Below are 18,579 nucleotides of genomic sequence, written 5' to 3' on the forward strand. Positions count from 1 at the left end.
GCACCCACCAGGAGGAGGCGGATCATGAAGACCCTCGAAACGCTCCGCACGCCCGACCGCTGCCTGCCCGTGCTGGCCCCGCCCGTCCGGCGGGACGACCAGGGCGAAACCGGCCGCCCGCCCGGTGGTCCGGGCGTCGAAGCGTCCCGGTCGGCGTGCGCCGGGCTGACCGGTCCGGCCCGGAGCATGTGCTACGCGGCCATGTGACGGGCCTGGCCCCCGGCCTGACGAGCCAACAGACCCCGGATACGAGTAAGAGAAGAAGGGATGACCGGAAATGATCAACGAAGAAGTCCGCGAGGAACGCCACGCGTGGTCCCCCACCCCGCAGCTCCCGAAGCTGGCACCGCCGGTCGACCGCACCGGCACCACCGGCACCACCGCCGGCGCCCTGGGCGGCGCGCAGGGCGTCGAAGCCAACTTCGACTGGGGGAACCTCCTGGGCACCGTGCTGAACACCGCTACCAAGTTCCTCTGACGAGGCACCCACGCCGACGGCAGAACCCGAGCCCTCTGCCGTCGGCACCCGTCCGGTGACGCGTCCGCCGAGGACCGGCCACCGGAAGCCCGAGCAGGAGAGGCAGAAACCATGGACCAGCAGCCGCCCCAGGTGCAACCGATCGACCGCAGTCAGGGCTACGGCGCCTGCCTGAAGGTGATCAAGGTGGTCCCCAGCGTGAACGACCGCACGAACGCGGCCATGCCGCTCACCAACGTGATGGTCGGCTTCGCCACCCGGGTGCCGCCGGTCGTCACCGCGAGCGCCATCGCCGAAGCCGAGGCGGGCGCGGGCCCGGACACGGGGACGACCGACGCACCTCCCGCCACCGACCCGCCCACGGCAATCATGGACGGCCCCGGCGGCCTCTACGGCCCCAGCTTCTCGGACCCGGCCCCCTGGGCCTGCGGCGGCGCCCCCAACCCCGGCTGCCTGCCGCCGCCACCCCCTGCCATCGGCGGCCGCCGCTGACACCGCACGAAAGGGATGAGCGGAAATGATCAACAAGGATGTCCGCGAGGAACACCACGGGTGGTTCCCCGCCCCGCAGCTCCCCAGGCCGGCACCGCCGGTCTACCGCGCCGGCACCCCCGCAGGCTCGCTCGGCTCCGCCGCCGGCGTCGAGGCCGACTCCTTCTGGGACGACGCCCTCGGCGTCATCACGAAGGTCGCTCCCATCGCACTCGCGGCGCTCTGACGACACCTGCACCGTGCCGGCCGCCCGGCCCCACCGCCGGCGGCCGGCACCCGTCGTGCCACCGACCGGCCTGCCGGGCCCGGACCGGTCGCTCGAATCGGCCAAACGGGGATGTGGTCCGAACCCGGTCTTGCCGGGTCAGCGGGCGAGGGCGCGACGCAGTTACAGGGCGGCAGCGAGGGTGTCGGCGGTGCGCAGGGTGACGGCGGAGAGGGTGAGTGTGGGATTGGACGTGCCGCCGGTGGGGAAGACGGCGGAGCCGACGACCCAGATACCGGGATGGTCGTGGGAGCGTCCGGACGGGTCGACGACGGAGTCCGCCGGAGTCGTGCCCATGCGCATGGTGCCCATCAGGTGGCCGGAGCCCTTGTAGGTGCCGGCCGGGGCGGCGGGGGCGACCTCGTCGGCGCCGACGGTGCTTTCGAGGTACTGCCAGATCCGGTGGGCGACGCTGTGGCCGTAGGCGAGGGCGGCCTTGGAGTAGTCGTCGATCCGGTAGGTGAGCTTGGGGTGCGGCAGGCCGAGGACGTCGGTCTTGGCGGAGAGCGTGACCCGATTGCCGGGGTCGGGCAGTTGCTCGGTGGCGTAGCTGAACCGCAGCATGCGGGTGACCCGGTGGTTGACGGCCTGCTGGAGTTCCGCGCCGGTCAGCCGGATCTTCTGGGCGTTCTTGTCCCACATGAGGCGGTCGAGCGCGGCCTCCGGTGATTCGGTGCGGCCCCAGCCGTCGTTGCCGATGGTCATTCGGAAGGCGCCGCCGTCCTTGCGGAACGCCCCGTCGCGGAAGCTCTCGATGCCGAGGGTGGTCTGCGGGCCACGGAAGGGGAAGACCGGTTCGCCGAGCAGGCCGACGACCTCGTCGGTGGGGTGGTCCATCAGGTTGCGCCCGACCTGGTCGCTGGTGTTGCCCAGACCCGAGATCAGCCACAGCTTCGGGATCTCCACGGCGTTGAGCGCCAGCACCACGTGCCGGGCGGTGACGCTCTGCTCGGCGAGGTCGGCCGTCGTCCAGTCCTTGAAGACGACCGTGGAGGAGTTGTCCTGCTGGTGGACCACCTTCGTCACCACGCACGCGGGCTTGAGCACGACGCCGAGGTCGAGCGCCTCGCGGACATGGTGCCCGGCATCGTACTTCGCCCCGGACGGACAGATCGGCAGACAGCTCGAGTTGCCCTGACAGGCGCTGCGCCCCTGGTACTCCTGGGAGTTGCGGGCCTGCGGGGTGGTGATCGGGACGATCTCCACGTTGTCGACGGGCGGCAGGCCGGCGAGCGCCGCGCGCACCCGCTGGTCGCCGTAGCTCGGTGCGATGCCCGGCATCGGGAAGCCGGCGCTGCGGCGGGTCAGCGGTGCCCACTCGGCGTCGTTGCCGGAGACACCCAGCGCACGTTCGGCCCGGACGTAGTAGGGCTCCAACTCGTCGTAGTCGAACGGCCAGTCCACCCCGCGGCCGTAGGCGGTCTTGAGCCGGAAGTCGTTGGCGAGCCACCGGGGGGTGTTGCCGCGCCAGGCCCAGGTGCTGCCGCCGGTCATCCGCTGGAAGCCGCTCTTGAACAGGTCGGGGGTACCGGCCTGGTCGTAGTAGAGGTTCATGACGGCCGGGTCGCCGACGCCGTCCTGGGAGGAGGCGAAACCGTCCTTGTTGTTCCGCAGCCCGGCGTACGGGGTGGGGACGTTCTTGGTGGGGGAGAGCTGGTAGGAGTCGACGAACTGGGCGCGCTGGGCCTGGTCGAGGGCGTTGTTGCCAGCGTCCAGGATCAGGATGCGGGCGTCCGGTCTGGCCGCCTTCACCGTGCAGGCGGTGAGCGCCCCGGCGACGCCGGCGCCCACGATGACCAGGTCGAAGTCGAAGTCCATGGATCGCTTCTCTCGTTCGCTCAGGGGTGCTGGGTCCAGTAGCCGTACCCGCTGGGTTGCGGCGGCTGCGGGGCGGCGGATCCGGGGTGGGCCTGGATCACGCTCCAGATGAGACCGGAGCGCCACTGGGCGGAGGTCGCGGCCGGATCGGTGGATTCGTCGGGCCGGGCGAACTGGCCGGTGTACCAGACGGTGATGGTGGCGCGCGCGGCCAGCGCCAGGGCGGGATCCCCGTCGAAGGCCGCCTGGAGGTTCGTCGTCGGGTCGGGGGACGCGGCGGCGACCCGCCAAGCGTCGAGCAGCCTGCCGAGGTCGGCGGGATACGCGGCGTTCAGGCGTTGCCGGAAGGCCGCGGCGAGTCGGCCGTCGAGTGCCGGTTCACCGGTGAGGTGCTCGGACAGTGCGAGGAAGTCGGGGTCGTCCACGGTGCGGTCGGCCTCCCGGTTCACTTCTCGACGAAGACGATGTCTTCGATGCCGGGGCGCAGCTTGACGGTGCTGTCGTTGATGTCGATGACGCGTTGCAGGCCTCGGGTGGAGGTCGTCTGCTCGGAGAGGAAGAACTCGTCGTCCGCGCCGGCCAGGTAGGCGGGGAAGGAGTCGAGGGAAGGGCCGAAGAGGCGCAGGTAGTCGGCCAGGCGCCGGAACAGCTTCGGCAGGATGACCAGGTGGTCGGTGATGGAGCTGAGGTCCTCGATCTTGGCGCCGCTGTTGGTGGCGTCGTTGGCCCAGACGCTGCCGGGTGCCTTGGCGGCCTGTGCCTGGCGGGCGGTGGCGGCCATGTCGAGGCGCAGTTCCCTGGGCAGGTTCGAGTAGAAGGTCGGGTAGACCAGGCCGCGGGAGAGCAGTTCGTGGTTGGCGGTCTGGTGGAGAAGCGGTGCGTCGACCTTGATCATCGTTCCGCTCTTGGCGTCCGGGATGGGCGTGCCCTTGCCGACCAGGGCGATGCAGCGGCCGAAGGTGTCGGCGCCGCTGGCGAGGACGAAGCCGGGGACGGTTTCCGGGGTGGCGGAGATGACCTTCTCGTCCGCCCCCTGCGTGACATCGGTGAAGCCCAGCCAGGTGAGCAGGGCGTCCCGGGCGGCGTGGGCGCCCAGTTCCAGCGGCTGGTGCACGAAGTCGGGGCCGACTCCCTGGTAGTGGGTCTCCAACGCGTCGATCCCGTCGAGCCGGAGGCTGGCGCCGCCGTGGATGTCGCGCTTGACCTTGTGCTCGCCGGGGAGTTCGGGCCAGAAGCCGGGGTCGTCGGGCAGGAAGTGGACGGTGTCGCCGTCCGGTTCGAAGTTCTTGACCTCGTAGCGGCCCTTGATGAGCATCATGGTCATGAGCGCCTCCGGTGACTGGACTGTGACTCATTGTCATCTCCTCCGTGGACAAACCGCGGAACCGTGCCGTCGGCGCGTTGACTGGGTGGACCTCTTCCCGCAGGGAGTCGGCACCTGCCGCAGGCGGTCGCCGGCACCGGCCACGTGCTGACCCCGGCCCGCGGGCGTGGGTGCACGGCGTTCGGGGAACACACGGGATCACTCGAGAAGGTGCGTCCTCCCTGTCATGGCCGGGGCCGATCGGTGAGGACCGGGCATTGCTCCCTCGAGCCGCTGGTAGAGGACGTGCCGGGACTGTCGAGTGCGGGTCACCAGCCCGGCCCGGTGGAGGATCTGCAGGTGGTAGGAGACGGTGGCCGGGCTCAGATGGAGGCGCTGGGCGAGCTCTGTCGTGGAACGCGGTTGACTCAGCTCCGCCAGGAGCTTCAGCCGCATCGCACCGATCAGCGGACGATCCTGCGCCGACGGGAGACAGTCGACCTGCGCGGCGGGATAGACGATCAGCGCAGTGCGGGGGGCCGGCACACCGGGCGGCTCCCCGGCACAGAACAGGGCCCGGTCGACGAAGGCGCTCGGCGTCATGATCACCGCTTCCGCGTCCAGCGTCAGATGATGGATGCCACCCGGGCGGAGGTGAACGACCAGCTCGCCGTCGCGCCACTCCAGGTTCGGAGCCAGACGGTTGAGGGCCTCGGCGAGCCCGCAGCGGGCGATCTCCAGGGCCCGCGCGGTGACGTCAGCCTCCAGACGGGCCCGGATGGCCGGCCACGAGGGTGCCAGTGCCGCGTGCCAGAACCGCGCCATCTCGTCGGCGAGACGGCGCGCGAAGTGGTCCTCTCCGCGGTCGAGGGCCTGGAGGAGCTGCCGCGGGGCCGGGTGTCTCGAGGCGGGATCCCAGGAGTGGCCGCTGATCGCAGCCGTCAGCTCGTAGCGGATCCGCTCCTGCGGAGTCGTCGCGATCTGCTGCAGCGCCGTGTCGATGTCGGTCAGGAAGGCCGGGGGCTCCGGCCGGAGGAAGTCCGGGGTGTAACCGAGGGGACCGCCTGCGCCGACCACGGCCAGCAACCCGAGCCGGTGCCGGGACAGCGCGCCCGTGGCCCGGGTCCGCCACGCCGGGGTCAGTGTGCTCCGACTGAAGCCGATGATGCTGAGCAGGTCCTTGGCGGAGCCCACCGGCGAGACCGCGAACCTGACGCCTCCCAACCCCCGGGCCCCCAGGCGGATCCGGATCACAAGCGCTCCCCCTTCGCCAGCCCATTCGAAGACAATCGAATCATTCGACCGGTCAATTGGCGTGGTGTTTCCTGGATTCACCGCACAGACCAGCCTTGAAAGGAATCCAGGACCCGTGATCATTCACAAGAAGCTGGCCGCAGTCGCGACCGCGGCAGCAGCCCTCGCCATCGGTGCCACGGGCTCGGCAGCCGCCCAGACCACCGAACACACCGCTCACCATGTGAACTGGGGCCAGGGCCGGGCGCCCGGCGCCCAGACGGCCGCCGTCAGCGCCGCCCCCACCAGCGCCGGAGCCGCCCTCGCCACCGACGTCTCCTGCGGCGATTACCAGGGCGGCGGCAGTGGCTCGCCGTGGTACGGCTGGCAACTCAAGCCCTGCATCTACAAGGAGCCCGACGGTGGCTACCTCAGCACCGTCTCCGCGGTCGGCGGCAGCACCGACGTGCGCCTCTACACCGGCGTCTACGACTCCTGCAACGGCGTCACCTATGGAATCAACGGCGATTCGTCGCAGAACCATGCTTACCCGACGTACGGCTGGACGGCCGGCTCCGAGGTCTACATCAACTGCCCCACCGGCCTGTGGGGCATTGCGCGGCTGACCGACTCCGGGAACGGCTCCCCGTGGACTTGGTCGACACGCATCAACTAGGGTCCCGCGCCAGGAATTCGTCCAAGACATGAGGCGAGTCGTTCGGGGATCTCGTCGGCGGTCTTGCTGAGGCCAGGGCTGCTTCTTGGGGGGTGAACCCCGTCAGAGTGCGGGAGACGGCCGAGGAGTTCGACCAGGCGGCAGCGGCCGACCCGCAACTTCTCGAGACCTCGGATGGTCAGCACATGCGCCGCATGATCGCGGCAGGATGGCCGAGCCCACGCCCGGAACAGAGGTGCTCTGCGTGCGTCAACGCCCGCATGATCATCGCCTACCAGGCCGTGGGCTGGCCCATTCCCCATGGCACGTTGTCGCAACAGCCCACCGTGCGAACCACTCGCGATGCCCTGGAGCGCCGCCTTCATCGGGCAGAGGCCCACGCGGAGCGGCTACGAGCACAACTGACTCGGATCGACGAACGAGACAAGAACCCGCAGGGCAGAAGGCGGGATCGCTGAAGGTGGGGTGGCCTGGACGGTTCGGCGGATCAGGTGTCGTGGTTGCGGAGGAGGGGCTCATCCTTGGCCGCCGGCTCGCCCACCACCGGCAGGACGGTCACGTTCGTCAGGACCGGTGAACCTCGCCACCCCCATCAAGGTCACGTACGGCCGGTGAGTTCCGCCCGCAGGGCCGGTGAGTTTCGCCTCGCTGAAACTCACCATCGCAGGTCAGGGCATGTGCGATCCCCGTCGCACCCTGCGGACCCTCGCCCGTCCGGCGGCCCTGCGGAACGGCCGCCGGTCGCAGCGCTGCATGCTGTTCCCCTGGTCCCGGTAGCTTGTCCCCGCGACCGGCCGCCGGATTTCGACCCGCTGGCAGCTGCCCGAGGCGAAACCCGTCCGGGGCGCTGACGGCGGCTACGATCCCGCCTATGGACAGCGCCCCGCCGAACGCCGCCACCGACCAGCCGGCCGACGGTGCAGGCCAGGCCCGGGTATGCGCGCGGCCCGACTGCTCGAACCCGGCACTCAAGGGCCCCACCGGACGGCTGAGCACCTACTGCTCCCGCTCGTGCCGCGGCAAGGTCGACCGCGCCAAGGCCAAAGCCCGCGAAGCAGCGGCGGCCGAGGCTGCTGCACCCGCCGCCGCTGCACGGGGCCTTGCTGCACCCGAGCCGGCTGCTGCACCCACTGCTGCTGCGCCGGACCTTGCTGCATCGGCTGCTGCTGCACTCGCGGCCGCCGTCCCGGCCGACAACGACCTCGACCGTTGGGGCGAGGACGGCCGCTACCTGCTCAGCCTGGCCGACGCGCTGCGCCGCAAGCTCACCCGGTTCCTGGAGGAGACGGAGAACGGCGACCCGGTCGCAGCCTTCAAGGAGCTGACGCTCACGCTGCCCGGCTACAGTTCCCGCGTCTTCGCCACTGCGCAGGACATCCGGGACAAGGCACGCTGGCCCGATCTCACCGAGAACGAGCGGATCAACCGGCGCGTGGCCGAGCGGACCGACCTGTGGGGCGACGACGCCGGCCGGGCCGACGACGACCAGGGCCAGAACCAGGGCCAGGACCAGGACCAGGACCAGGACGACGATGGTTCCGCCTCGCGGGGCGAAACCGCGGCCGCAGACGAGGAGCAGGAGCAGCTTGTCCCGGCAGAGCCGGCCGCCGCCGAACCGGCCCCGCCAGTCGTGCTCCCCCGCCGGCAGGACGACGACCCGCTGCGCCCGCCGCCGGAGCCGTACCTGCGCGGCCTGGACCGCTACGACCTGATCCGCAATGCCAGCACGTTCCTCGGCTCCGGATGGGACCTGGTCGGCTGGAGCTGGGCCCCCGACCTCTTCTTCGTCCGCAAGGACGGCCGCGCGCTCGGCTGGATCGAGTACGGCGCGGCCCGCGTGAACGGCTGGGCCGTGCTGGTCGGCGGCACCTTCCTGGTCGACTCCAACGCTCCCGACTACCCGCTCGCCTGCGACACCGCCGACGACGCGGCCCTCCTCGTCTGCCAGGCCCTGGAGCAGGGCCTGATCGACGCGGCCGGCCTCGTCCGCCGGCCGTGACTGGTCGCTCCGGAAGCTGCCCCTGAGGTTCGTCGAGATACCCCCCGGAACCTTGATGACCGCGTCGACCAGGACGGCGCCGAGCCCGCCGCGCCGTCCAGGAGCCGATCGCCGTGGAATTGGCCGCGCTGAACACCCCCTGCTGTGCCGCGCGCTGTTCCCGCACGGCCGGGTGGTGCTGGTCTACGATCCGCGGCGGCGGTCGCGGGCGGCCTGCTCCGTCTCAGCACCCGTCAGGTGTCGCGGCCGCCTCGAAGTGAAGCCCGGTTAGGGCTTTGGGCCGTCGAATGCCTCGCCGGCCACTGTGGCAGACGGTGCGGGCGGCGGTGGCCACGACCGGTCGGTGTCCCCCTTCCCGTGCCAGGGCTTCGGCGTGGTCGGCGGGCGTCCGTTTCGTGATCGCTTGAGCTGAGGGGAGCGCAAACGGGCGGTTCCTGCCCCGTGTCCGGCGCGCCTCGGTGGCCTCGCGTCTCCCGGCACCGTCGGTCGGGTGGAGCAGGCCGACGCCGCTGGGGGATGATCCCCTGCGTGACTGAAGAGGAAGGCACAGGCGCGGACGACGCTCGTGGATGGGATGAGCGACTGGGTTGGGCGTTCGGACTGATATCGGACAATCCGGCTGCAAGAGCCGCGGCGCTGGAGCGTCTGGCTGAGGCCCAGGGGAAGGTCGCGGACGCGCTCGGCCGGTTCAACGAGGTGTGGCTGCTGACGAGGCCTCTGGGGGTGGACGGGCAGTACGGGGCGCCGGCCCTTCGGCGGGCGTGCCAGAAGTATCAGCAAGCCCAGCGGGGTTCGCTGCCGGATGGAGTGTGGGGGAGGCCTCTGAGCGGAGACGTCGCGAAGTGGCCGGGGCTGCCCTATGCGCTGCTCTTCCTGGAGTGGGAGGCGAGGTACCCGCAGGAGTGGACCCGGCATGCGAAGTCGTGGGGTACGAAGCAGAGCCTGATCCGGGACCTGGCCCGCGCCCAGCAGGACGAGGCGGTCAAGGAGAAGCTCACCGACCTGGTCGAGATCGTCGTCCGCCGTGCGTATCGCTGCAAAGACCGCGAATACGTGCGGGTGGCCCGGGCCGTGGACAGCGCCGACCTGCGCGGCAGGCTTGGTCGTGCCGTCGATTCGGACAGCCCGTGGGCCCGGTGCCAGGCCGGGTACGTGCTCCGGCTCCTTGAGCACCCCGATCTGCCGAATACCCGTCACGTCTGGCGGGACTGGGTGGCGGGCAGGGCTGCGACGTTGATTTGACCGGGGGCGGTAGCGGGACGGTTCCCGTGATCATGGAGTGCTCTACGCCCCGTGACCTGTCTGGACGTCGTGCCCGTCGCCGACGAACTCCTCGCCAGTGGTGCTCTCGACGGGGCCCGTACGATTCCGGCCCGCAAGGTCCACCTCAAGGAGTTCCTCCGCAAGCGCTCCGGAGGCCAGTTTCCGGCTCGATACCGCCGCGGTCGCCGCACCGGAACGGTGAACCGGCCCGGGGCCTGTCCGAGCGTTCCTGCACCCGGCGGCCGGCTCCTGGTCGATGATGTGATCTGTCCTGCGAGCGGGTGAGCGGGTCGCAGGGGGGAAGGGGACCGCGTGTGGAGATGATCGGCAGCACCGGGTCACAGGGCATGCCGTGGCCGGAGTTGCTGCCCGACCGCAGTCCGGTCCTGGTCCTGCCTGCGCACCCGGCCCGGCCGCTGGTCCTCGAAGACGGCTGGACGGACCGCGACACCGCCCGCTGCCACCCGGCAGGCCCGCAGCCCGGGTGGTCCGCCGTCATGGCCGACGCCCGACTGATCATCCACCGCCCGGACGGAGCGACCTGGTTCGACGGCGAGATCGCCGCCACCCGCGAGTGGCGCCGCCGGATCCGCGAGCAGCGCACCCTGCTGCTGATCACCGGCGCCTTCACCGGCGTCTTCGACTTCCCGGACGCCGCCGCGACCGGCCGGCTCCTCCTGCTCACCACCCCGATCCGGCTGGCTGCCGGCTCCTGACACCGGCCCCGCTGCCCAGGCACCGGCGGGTGGAGGAACGGCTGTCGGCCGGGCGGCTCCGTCTGCGGGGCCACCACTGGAAGGACACTGAGGAGTACGCCCGGCTGCGCCGTCTCGGCGTGCTCGACGACTATGCGGGCCGCCAGATCGAGCGGGCCCACGGCCGGGCGATCGCCATGCTGGACGACCGCGCCGAGGCCGTTCGCCGCCGGCTGGCCGACCTGGGCACCGGACCCGGCTTGGACGCTGCCGACGCTGCCGCCCGGCGCCGACGGAACGGCCACGGCGGCGACCGCGTACTGGCCATGACGAGCGGCGGCACGGTGAGCGAGCCGGTCCGGGTGCGGGTGTGCGCGGTCCTGGTCCACGGCGGCCGCGTCTGCCTGATCCGCCGCCAGCGGGAAGCCGGCCTCCAGCACTCACGCCGACGCCGACCACGAGTCCACCTTCGCCTTCGCGGCCGACCGCCCCGCCGAGTGGCAGCGCGTCCACGACCACACCGCCGCCACTCGCGTCGAGCGCTACGACCCCGACCACGACACCGCCCTTCAGCACGCGCTGCGCCGTGAGCGCCACCGCCAGGACGTCGCCGCCTGCGCCCGCGAAACCGCCCACCAGGCTCGACAGACCACAGACGCTGCCCGCCGCAGCCTCGCTGGCGCCGGGGCCCAGCCCCTCTACACCGCCCTCGACCGCGCCGGCCTCCACCCGCTCACCGACGACGACCACCAGGCCGTCTGCGACCTCCCCCGCCGGCCAGGTCGGTTCCCAGGGGGAAGTACTGTCGCAGCAGACCGTTGAGCCGCGCTGCCAGGGGTTGGCCGGGTCGCAGAAGTAGACCGAGGCGCCGGTGGCAACGGTGAACAGGGCGTGGGCGGCCGTCCAGGCACCCTCATCCCGGGTGAGCGAGCGCACCACGCGGCCGGGCAGGGTCCTGCACGGTCTCCACGAGGGCATCGCGCACATGCTCGGCGGTGGGGCCGATCCGCACCGCTCCACCGCGCTTGGGTGCCGGGCTTCCCGTTCGACCTCGGCCGGCTCGGTGGCTGCCTCGGGGCCGTTCGCAGTAAGGACAGCTGCGTGACCTGCTCGTCCGTCGGACGCTGGTGGTATGACTCGACGCCTTGCCGCCGGAACGGCCTCAGTTGCCCTGCTCCTCAGCTTCTCCAGTGCCGCCACGGCGCACGCCGCAGCCCAGGCCATGACGACACCCGTCCAGTCCACGCCCAGGACGGTGGGCGTGGACTGCTTCTTCGTCGAAAGGGGCAGCACCCCGAAGCACTTCTCCGTTGCGGTCGCTGATGATTTGGCCATTACTCAGGTCGACCTGATGGAGCACACCAGCGGGTCCTGGACCCCGATGCATGAGTCGGATCAGTCCGTGGGCTTGAGCTGGACTCTGGACTCCAACCATCCCCTCGTCCCGCCCTTCAGCCTGCGCACATCGGGCCTGGTCACCACCACTTACAGGGACGTCATCCCCGGGAACTGGGCACCTGGCGGGCTCTACTGCGGTACCGGAAGGTGACGTCGAATTCGCACGTACCCAGACCCCCCGCCCCACACCGCCGCACCGCACGCCGAGCCACCCGCACCCACCGCCGCTGCGCCCGGGCGACCAGGTGGCCAAGCTGGACGGCCTGGACGAGCTGTGGCGCCTGGAGCCGGACTGGAACAGGTCGTACCGGCGCCTGCTCGCCTCCCTCGCCGCCGGCGGCACCCTGGACGGCCCGGCCGACCGCACCGGCCTCGGTGACGACCCCACCTCTTCCGGCGCTTTCGGCGCATTGCCGCAGCTCATCGGCCCTTTTCGGGCGGCCGGAAATCCCGACAACCCCTTCTGTCCGTCTCTCTGCCCTGGTTGCTGGTGGGTGGTGCGTGGGTGGGTGACGGTGCGGACGGCAGGGGTTCCCACCCTGCGGGGCTGTTGTGATGGTGAGCGCCCGGCGGAGACCGGACGCCGCTGCGGCCTGCGGCCCCGGGCCCGGCCGGTCCGGGGCCGCAGTGCTCATGGACGGCCCCTGGCGGGGCACCACGGCGCTCTGACGTCCCGTCCGGCCCGGTCGGCGTAGGCTCACGCGGCCCGGGAACGGCCCGTCCCGGGCCTCCCGGCGCAACTTCGGATGTAGCTCCCGATGTGACTCCTGCTGCACCTCCTGATGTGACTCCTGATGCCAGCACCCCCGCTACCACCATCGAAAGCGAGTACTACGACGCCGATGGACGGAGGCACTGGCCCGCCGCCCCGGGGCCGGCCTTTTCTTCCTGGGCCTCGCCCGCAGCCTCACCGCCCTGGGGCGGTCCGAAGAGGCACTACGGATCCTCACCGAGGTCCAGGCGCACGACCCGGGGGCCGACGAAGGCCCGAGCACCGCTCTGTCCGCCACCGTCACCGCCCAGGTCCTGCTCGGCCTCGACCGGCCGAACGAGGCCGAGTCCCAGGCCCGCCACGCGGTCGAACTCGCCCGGCGCTATTACCACCCCCACAACCACCGGGCCCTGGAAGGCGGCGGATGCCCGGCGTTGAGCTGCGCGTGCGAGCCACGGAGGCGAATAGGGGCTCCACCACGTAGCTGCGCACGTCGTCGCGGACCTGATCGGTATCCCACTTGGCCCTGTCCGGAGTCGTGTCGCCGGCCCACTCGGCGATGGTCCAGCAGTTCTTGCGCGGCAGGTCGGACAGCAGTCCAAGCGCCAATTTCCTCATCCGGGGCCGTGGCTCGACCCGGGCAAACCGACCCGTGGCCCGGTCCATGAGGTTGTCGAACGCCTCCTGCCAGCGGTCGAGGTTCTCGTTGGGCGCGGCGGTCACCAGTTGGCCGTCAGAGACAGGAGGTTCTTTCACAGGCCCAGCTGGTCCCGCATCGCGTCGGCGTCGCGCAGGGCCCAGTGCTCGACGATTCGGCCGTTGCGGACGCGGACCATGTCCATGCTGAGGACTTCGTAGCGTCGGCCGGAGTCCGTGTGGACGCCCCGGCTGGTGTATCGGTTGACGGACGTGTCGCCGGAGACGACGTTCTGCTCGATCGTCACCGAGACGTCGTGGAACGCGCTGCCCGCGCTCATCCGCTCCCACTTCTGTCGCCAGGCTGTGCGTCCCCGGTGATCGCCTTGGGTGCCTCCCCGGTGGTCGACGACCTCAGGGTCGATCAGTTCCAGGGCGTCTTCGAGCCTGCCTTCCAGGATTTGCGCGTAGCTCTCGACGATGCGCCGGTGAATCTCTCCCGGTCCTGCGTGCGTGGTGTCTCTTGCTCCCTGCGGCATGCGGCATTTCCTCCGGTGGGGACACGTGAGGCAGCAACTGGGGAGTTCCCCGCTTGCTGTGTTCGGCTACCGTAATTGGGGAAGTCCCCGATTAACAAGGAGGGTCATGCCATCGCAGAGCGCCGGACCTGGGCCGCGTTCGGAACCCCAGCGTCGTCGTCGCGCGGACGCTCAGCGCAACTACGACCTGCTCGTGGCCGCGGCCAGGGACGTCTTCCACGACCACGGCGTCGACGCCCCGCTTGACGACATCGCCCGCCGGGCCGGCGTCGGCAACGCCACGATGTACCGGCACTTCCCGACGCGTCGCGAACTGATCATCGCCGTCTACTCCGAGGAAGTGGCCGAGCTCTGCGCCCGGAGCCAGTCCCTACTGGCCGAGGACCTTCCCGGCGACGCCCTCTTCGACTGGCTTCAGGATTTCATCGCACACGTGGCAGCCAAGCGGGAACTGGCGCTGTCGATCCCTGATGACCGCACCGGTCAGCGATCGGCGTTGTTCGACGGCTGGCACCACGCGATGCACACGGCCGCGTCCGCACTGCTGACCCGGGCGCAAAGCGCCGGTACTGTCCGCGCCGACCTCAACGCATCGGAACTACTTGCCCTGGCCAACGGGATCGCCCTGACCACCACCGACGCCACTCAAGCAGAGCGACTCGTCGTCCTGGTCAGACAGGGCACGGACACTCCCTCGACACCGGACGACAGCATCCGCTGAAAGTGGCAAGCACGACGCCGACTTCCGCTGCATGCTCGAAACACGCTCTCTGGACCGCTCCTGCAAGCCGCTCAGGCATGAAGATCACGATCTACGACCGGAGTGTCAGGTGCCGTGTCGCCATGCGGGCCGCCATGGGTGAGCGGCTGCTCGGTGTGCCCTGTCCGGGAGACGCTGCGGGCCTCGCCGGATGTCTTCGCCTATGCGTGTCCGGCGCGCTCCGCTGGACGTTCCGGATGGGCCTGCCGGCGCAGCCGGCGGGTTGCCGTGGGTTCCGGGTGGGTTTCCGGGGTCAGGAGCGGCGTGGCAGGTGATGGAGGCGGACGTCATCGAGACGTCCGTCGGTCAGCTGTGCAGTGAGGTAGGTCGCGAACGGCTGGCGGCGGCGGTCGGTCGGCGATCCGGGGTTGAGCAGCCGTAGCCCGGTGGGTGCGCAGCTGTCCCAGGGGATGTGGCTGTGCCCGAAGATGAGGACGTCGGCGTCGGGGAACCGCGCGGCGCACCGTTCCTCACGGCCTCGGGCGGGGCCGGTCTCGTGCACCACGGCGAACCGCAGGGACTGGAGCTCCACCCGCGCCACCAGGGGTAGGCGTGCCCGCAGCTGCGGCCCGTCGTTGTTGCCGTGCACGGCGACCAGGCGCCTGGACCTGGCCAGGAGCAGGTCGAGGGTGTCGGTGTCGACCCAGTCGCCGGCGTGGAAGACGACGTCGGCCTCGTCCACGCTGTCGAGCAGCGACGCCGGCAGCCGACGGGCACGGGTCGGGATGTGGGTGTCCGACGTCAGCAGAAGGCGCATGGCGGCTCCCCGGCGGGCAGATTGCGTGATCCTCTCCGCAGGATAGCCAGGCTGCGCATTCCTCTCCGGTGCGGTCCAGGCCCTCGAACCCGTGTTGCGTTGGCGTGCCCTACCGGCCGGCCGGGGCGGAACCTTCGGCACCGTCCTGCCCGATCCCGAGGAATACACAGACGCGAGGAGGCCGTCCGGCGGCTTCAGGACGCCCTCGCGCGGATCACCGCCGAGGCAACTGGAGCCTGACCAGAGCCCACGGCGGCCCGCCCCTGGGCGTTCACCCCGACGGCTATCGGCGCCGGGCGGGTAGTTGCCCGGACAGGGTGCTCGCTCACCTGAGGGCTGGGCGGTGGGACCGCGAGGCGCATCGAAGGTAGCGGCATCCGCACGGGCCAGTCCCCGTTTCCCCAGGTGAGACCGGCCGGGCAAGCCGTCTGACCACTCCCTCCCCGAGAACCCCGGATGACTCGGGGCGGCTGCTTGTACGGCTGCGTGCCTGGCTGCTCTTTGGGCTGCTCGTATGCGTGCGTGTTCGGCGTTCGTCCCTGGTCCCGCCGTTTCGGTGGTTCACCCTGGTCAGGGGCCGGATGGCGGCGTTCTCACCGCCTCGAGGATTCCGCCTCCTTTGAGGGGCAGTCGCGGAGAATCTTCTACGTCTTCACACGGGCGAAGACGTGCTCAGCGCGGGCTCGGACCTGCTTGTGGGACTTGTTGTGTTCCTCTTTCCAGCCCGGGAGTTCGCTCTGGCCGCGCTCTCGGCCGTGCGGGATGACGAGCCCGGCGCCTGGACAGCCGCCGTCGGCAATCGTGAGGGTCTTGCCGACGGCGGCCTCGGCTCCGGATTCCTCCCACGCCTTGCAGCCGTTGCGGTTCCGGACGAGAGGCCGGCCAACCACGACGACCAGGCGGGTGTCGGCGTCGATGACGACCTGGTGGTCAATGGAGCACCTGTAGTTCGTCGACCGCTCGGCGGAGGTATCCAGACACCTCACGCTGCGAAGGCGTCAATTCGGGGCTGCGGATGCGCGCCCGGTGTTCGAGTCACTGAGACATAGCCGGTTGGACATCATCGGCCTCCGGGAGGAGTTGGACCACGCTGATCCAGGGGGAGTCGTCGGTCCTGTGGAACGCACGAACTCTCCAACGTCCTGCGGGCAGGAAAACCGGCGCTTGGTCCGGCTGGCCCCTGCCGTCCGGGTAGGGCAGATCGAGATTCTTGCCGGCCTCGACCGAATCCATGAGGACCGCTGGACCGTCGGTCTCCCAGAGGCCGCATTCCTCCCACGGAGTCGCCGGGTCGTTCAGCGTGGCTTCGGTGGCGGCGAGCAGCTCGGCGTCGGAGTCGGCAGCGAGCCAGCGCATGAAGGCCCTGTACTCGGGCAGGTAGCAGGTGGTGGCGCCCTCGTCGCCCAGTACCAGCGCGGAAGCGTTGCTGTGGCCGTGTAGGCCGATCACCTCGGCGAGGTCCTCGACCTCGCAGGCCCGGTCGTAGTCGTCCGGCTGGTCGCTGTCACCCATGATCATGCCGTCCTCGGTGCAGCCGCTCCAGTACTGCAGCGCGGACACCGGAACGACGATCAGCGGACCGCCCATGGACTTGACCCAAGTCAGACCGAGGGACATCCGGACATCAGGTCGATCAGAACTCATGTGCTCAGTGTGCCGCTGACCAGTGACAGGCAAGAGGCCCAGGGTGGAGCCATGCCTCCGGTATCTACGCCACCGCTTGGACGGCCCCTTGCAGAGTTGGGAACGCTACCTGCTCATCGAAGGGTCGGCGGTTCTTGAGGCAGTGGTCGAGCTGGCCGAGCATGCGGTTGAAGAGGTTGCGCTGGGCGGCGGCGTGCCAGTCTCCGGTGTCGCGGCGGCGCCGGTAGTGCGCCTTGGCCCCCGGTGAGGCGGTGAGGGCGGCGAAGGCCCAGAGGTAGCCAGCGTGGTTGAGCCGGTCATTCTTCACCCAGCGTCTGGTGATGCTGGACTTCTTGCCGGAGGCCCGGGTGACGGGGGAGGCGCCCGCGTAGTCCTTCAGGCCGCGGGCGTCGGCGAATCGCGTGTGGTCGTCGCCGATCTCGGCGAGGACCCGGGCGGCGAGCTGGATGCCGAGGCCGAGGAAGCTGAGGATGATCTTGGCGTTCGGGTGCTTGGGGAACGTCTGCTCGACGGCCTGGGCGAGGTCGTCGGCGGCGGTGCAGGCGGCCGTGAGCTGTCCGAGGAAGGCGAGCGTCTGCTTGCCGAGCGCGTCCTCGACCAGCTCGGGCTGGCGGGCCCAGTCAACGCGAAAGGCCTCGTGCAGCCGCTCGACGTCCACCTCGACGCCGCGTTTGCGGCCCGCGCGCTTGAGGGCCGCCGTGATCTGGGTTCGGGTCAGGCTCATCGCCTTGGCCGGTGTGGGCGCAAGCTTCGGCAGCTCTCGGGCCTCGGGTCGGCAGAGGCCGTTGTCCCACTTCGCGAAGGCCTTTAGAGCGGCTGGGTAGTACTCGCGCAGCAGCGGGCGGAGCTGGTTGGCGATCTGCTGCCGGTTCCAGACCGCGTCCTGCTGAGCGCGGGCCAGTACGGCGATGGCGCGGGCCAGGTCGCTGTCGTTCGGCAGTGGCCGGTGGGCGTGCATATCCGTGCGCAGGATGTTCGCCAGGACCAAGGCGTCGCGGGGGTAGGACTTCTCGCGCGTCGGGTGCGGAGGTTGGCCGCATCCCGGCCAGCGGCCTCCTCGGCCAGCAGGGTCCGCACGATCTCGGCGGGATCCCAGCGGTGGGTCTTCGCGGTCGGGACGATCTCGGCCATCGCCCGGCGGATGTGCGGCAGTTTCAGACGGCGGGTCAGCGCGATCGCCTCGTCGAACGCGGCGCCGGAGGTCGCGGCGACGGCCGAGGCCGGTGCGGCCAGCCGGGGTCGGGCCGGTGCGGGGGCCGGCGCAGTCGTGGTCATGGGTCGTGTCCTTCGTGTCGGAGCGGTTGGATAGGTTGCGGTCATGGAGGAGACGGGCGATGAGGGCGTGCAGGCCACTTTCGAGCGGCTGGCCCGGCGGGTCCGTGACGAGCTCGCTGCAGCCGGGCTGCCGGTGGTCGCGAATGATCTGGCACCCGAGCTGGCTGTCGGCGCGGAGGTCCAGATCGACTGGCTGAACCGCGTCTTTCCCGACGCGGAACCCGAGGTGGTCGTGACCTGGAGAGTCGGCCCCCAGCTGCGGCGCAACGTGATGGAAGACGCCAGACAGCGGCGAGGAGTCACCGCGGCGATCCGGCAGTCCGGCGAGGTCCAGGCCGCGATGGCCGGCGCGGTGATCGCGATCCTGTCGGCGGCCGGGTTCACCGCCCGAGACCACGAGAACGACATGAGCCAGTTCGATGTTCAGGTTCTGGCAGGCCCGGAGCCCGGTCGCAGGCCCGCCTGGGCCTTCCCGGACGAGAACCTGACCCCGCCCGCGGGCCCGCGACCGGCTGACGAGCAGGCTTAAAGGTCCTAACAGAGACGTTGGACGTGGCGGTGAGTGATCAAGCAGGTGGCGAGGCCGAGGAAGGCTTCGTGGATGTCGTCGCGTCGTTCCCAGCGGATGCGAAGGCG

18 protein-coding genes and 5 pseudogenes are annotated in these 18,579 nt (G+C 70.5%); 11 read left to right on the top strand and 12 right to left on the bottom strand.

The annotated features are described in order from the left end of the window. Window positions 1-24 precede the first annotated feature (24 nt). From IF30_RS0120680 to IF30_RS0120695, 4 genes are all read left to right on the top strand, one after another. Complete coding sequence (locus tag IF30_RS0120680) at window positions 25-207, top strand: hypothetical protein (protein ID WP_030240501.1); 183 nt, start codon at window positions 25-27, stop codon at window positions 205-207. Window positions 208-277: 70 nt separating this feature from the next. Further along, the gene (locus tag IF30_RS0120685; RefSeq protein ID WP_030240505.1) at window positions 278-478 is read left to right on the top strand and encodes a hypothetical protein; all 201 of its coding nucleotides are present in this window, start codon (window positions 278-280) and stop codon (window positions 476-478) included. 111 nt (window positions 479-589) lie between these two features. Next, window positions 590-970: a hypothetical protein gene (locus IF30_RS0120690; protein ID WP_030240507.1), complete on the top strand. Its 381-nt coding sequence runs from the start codon at window positions 590-592 to the stop codon at window positions 968-970. A 25-nt stretch (window positions 971-995) separates the two neighbouring features. Continuing rightward, on the top strand, window positions 996-1,196 hold the full coding sequence (locus IF30_RS0120695) for a hypothetical protein (protein WP_030240511.1): 201 nt from the start codon (window positions 996-998) through the stop codon (window positions 1,194-1,196). 162 nt (window positions 1,197-1,358) lie between these two features. On the opposite strand, the gene IF30_RS0120700 is transcribed toward IF30_RS0120695, so the two are convergent. The 4 genes from IF30_RS0120700 to IF30_RS0120715 form a co-directional block, all read right to left on the bottom strand. Further along, window positions 1,359-3,053: a GMC oxidoreductase gene (locus IF30_RS0120700; protein ID WP_030240515.1), complete on the bottom strand. Its 1,695-nt coding sequence runs from the start codon at window positions 3,051-3,053 to the stop codon at window positions 1,359-1,361. 20 nt (window positions 3,054-3,073) lie between these two features. Further along, window positions 3,074-3,502 carry a sugar dehydrogenase complex small subunit gene (locus IF30_RS47975; RefSeq protein WP_030240518.1) on the bottom strand — a complete coding sequence of 143 codons (429 nt, stop codon included), beginning with the start codon at window positions 3,500-3,502 and terminating at the stop codon, window positions 3,074-3,076. Further along, a complete protein-coding gene (locus IF30_RS47980) occupies window positions 3,499-4,377 on the bottom strand; it encodes a hypothetical protein (RefSeq protein ID WP_030240520.1) in 879 nt (292 codons plus the stop codon). The genes IF30_RS47975 and IF30_RS47980 overlap by 4 nt, the downstream gene beginning before the upstream one ends. A gap of 198 nt (window positions 4,378-4,575) precedes the next feature. Continuing rightward, a complete protein-coding gene (locus IF30_RS0120715) occupies window positions 4,576-5,733 on the bottom strand; it encodes an ArsR/SmtB family transcription factor (RefSeq protein ID WP_078891550.1) in 1,158 nt (385 codons plus the stop codon). On the opposite strand from IF30_RS0120715, the gene IF30_RS0120720 reads away from it, so the two are divergent. The 4 genes from IF30_RS0120720 (at window position 5,726) to IF30_RS0120740 (ending at window position 10,243) form a co-directional block, all read left to right on the top strand. After that, entirely contained in the window at window positions 5,726-6,265 is a 540-nt protein-coding gene (locus IF30_RS0120720) for a hypothetical protein (protein ID WP_030240525.1), read from the top strand. The genes IF30_RS0120715 and IF30_RS0120720 overlap by 8 nt on opposite strands. Before the next feature lie 871 nt (window positions 6,266-7,136). Then, complete coding sequence (locus IF30_RS0120725; RefSeq protein ID WP_030240526.1) at window positions 7,137-8,264, top strand: hypothetical protein; 1,128 nt, start codon at window positions 7,137-7,139, stop codon at window positions 8,262-8,264. 528 nt (window positions 8,265-8,792) lie between these two features. Continuing rightward, the gene (locus IF30_RS0120730; RefSeq protein ID WP_030240528.1) at window positions 8,793-9,506 is read left to right on the top strand and encodes a hypothetical protein; all 714 of its coding nucleotides are present in this window, start codon (window positions 8,793-8,795) and stop codon (window positions 9,504-9,506) included. Between the two features lie 341 nt (window positions 9,507-9,847). Further along, complete coding sequence (locus IF30_RS0120740; protein WP_107054465.1) at window positions 9,848-10,243, top strand: hypothetical protein; 396 nt, start codon at window positions 9,848-9,850, stop codon at window positions 10,241-10,243. Window positions 10,244-10,997: 754 nt separating this feature from the next. On the opposite strand, the pseudogene IF30_RS49455 reads toward IF30_RS0120740, so the two are convergent. Further along, a pseudogene (locus IF30_RS49455) lies at window positions 10,998-11,176 on the bottom strand (IS30 family transposase); the annotation flags it as partial. A gap of 178 nt (window positions 11,177-11,354) precedes the next feature. On the opposite strand from IF30_RS49455, the gene IF30_RS0120745 reads away from it, so the two are divergent. Beyond that, on the top strand, window positions 11,355-11,771 hold the full coding sequence (locus tag IF30_RS0120745; RefSeq protein WP_030240534.1) for an expansin C-terminal domain-related protein: 417 nt from the start codon (window positions 11,355-11,357) through the stop codon (window positions 11,769-11,771). A 1,026-nt stretch (window positions 11,772-12,797) separates the two neighbouring features. On the opposite strand, the pseudogene IF30_RS45420 reads toward IF30_RS0120745, so the two are convergent. Then, window positions 12,798-12,998, bottom strand: a pseudogene (locus IF30_RS45420) (IS701 family transposase); the annotation flags it as partial. An 86-nt stretch (window positions 12,999-13,084) separates the two neighbouring features. Further along, a complete protein-coding gene (locus IF30_RS0120755) occupies window positions 13,085-13,507 on the bottom strand; it encodes an ester cyclase (protein ID WP_030240536.1) in 423 nt (140 codons plus the stop codon). 106 nt (window positions 13,508-13,613) lie between these two features. Here IF30_RS0120755 and IF30_RS0120760 point away from each other — a divergent pair, with 106 nt between their 5' ends. After that, complete coding sequence (locus tag IF30_RS0120760; protein WP_030240539.1) at window positions 13,614-14,228, top strand: TetR/AcrR family transcriptional regulator; 615 nt, start codon at window positions 13,614-13,616, stop codon at window positions 14,226-14,228. Between the two features lie 292 nt (window positions 14,229-14,520). Here IF30_RS0120760 and IF30_RS0120765 read toward each other — a convergent pair whose 3' ends face one another. The 4 genes and pseudogenes from IF30_RS0120765 to IF30_RS0120780 form a co-directional block, all read right to left on the bottom strand. Continuing rightward, complete coding sequence (locus IF30_RS0120765) at window positions 14,521-15,024, bottom strand: metallophosphoesterase family protein (protein ID WP_030240543.1); 504 nt, start codon at window positions 15,022-15,024, stop codon at window positions 14,521-14,523. Window positions 15,025-15,671: 647 nt separating this feature from the next. Then, window positions 15,672-15,995 (bottom strand): annotated as a pseudogene (locus tag IF30_RS0120770) (transposase); the annotation flags it as partial. A 64-nt stretch (window positions 15,996-16,059) separates the two neighbouring features. After that, window positions 16,060-16,668 carry an Imm21 family immunity protein gene (locus tag IF30_RS0120775; RefSeq protein WP_051710705.1) on the bottom strand — a complete coding sequence of 203 codons (609 nt, stop codon included), beginning with the start codon at window positions 16,666-16,668 and terminating at the stop codon, window positions 16,060-16,062. A gap of 64 nt (window positions 16,669-16,732) precedes the next feature. Beyond that, window positions 16,733-17,686 (bottom strand): annotated as a pseudogene (locus IF30_RS0120780) (IS110 family transposase); the annotation flags it as partial. Between the two features lie 300 nt (window positions 17,687-17,986). Between IF30_RS0120780 and IF30_RS48720 the strand changes: the two are divergent. After that, window positions 17,987-18,472, top strand: a complete 486-nt coding sequence (locus IF30_RS48720) for a hypothetical protein (RefSeq protein WP_051710707.1) — start codon at window positions 17,987-17,989, stop codon at window positions 18,470-18,472. A gap of 5 nt (window positions 18,473-18,477) precedes the next feature. On the opposite strand, the pseudogene IF30_RS45430 reads toward IF30_RS48720, so the two are convergent. Next, window positions 18,478-18,579, bottom strand: a pseudogene (locus tag IF30_RS45430) (IS5/IS1182 family transposase); the annotation flags it as partial.

It is taken from the genome of Streptomyces sp. NRRL S-350, assembly GCF_000719705.1.
Classification (GTDB): Bacteria; Actinomycetota; Actinomycetes; order Streptomycetales; family Streptomycetaceae; genus Kitasatospora.